This window comes from Spirosoma terrae (genome assembly GCF_010435915.1).
GTDB classification, from domain to species: Bacteria; Bacteroidota; Bacteroidia; order Cytophagales; family Spirosomataceae; genus Spirosoma; species Spirosoma terrae.
In genome coordinates, this window is the sequence record NZ_JAAFZH010000062.1 from 1 (window position 1) to 204 (window position 204).

Consider the following 204-nt stretch of genomic DNA (forward strand, 5'->3'; position numbering starts at 1 on the left):
CAACGCCAGTGGTATCTACAGCTTCACGGGCCTGACCCCGGGTGTACCGTACTCGGTGAGCTTCGTGGCGCCGACGGGTTACACGGCTACGATCGCCAACGCGGGTGGGGATGGCACCAAAGACAGTGATGCTAACCCAGTGACGGGTCAGACCCAGTCGGTGACCTTAGCGCCGGGTGAGAACAATCCAAACCTGGACGCTGG

The 204-nt window shown here is 61.8% G+C and carries 1 protein-coding gene; it reads left to right on the top strand.

From position 1 onward, the window contains the following. Nucleotides 1-204 (top strand): SdrD B-like domain-containing protein (locus tag GK108_RS31595; RefSeq protein WP_163955484.1); only part of this gene is annotated, 204 nt, incomplete at both ends.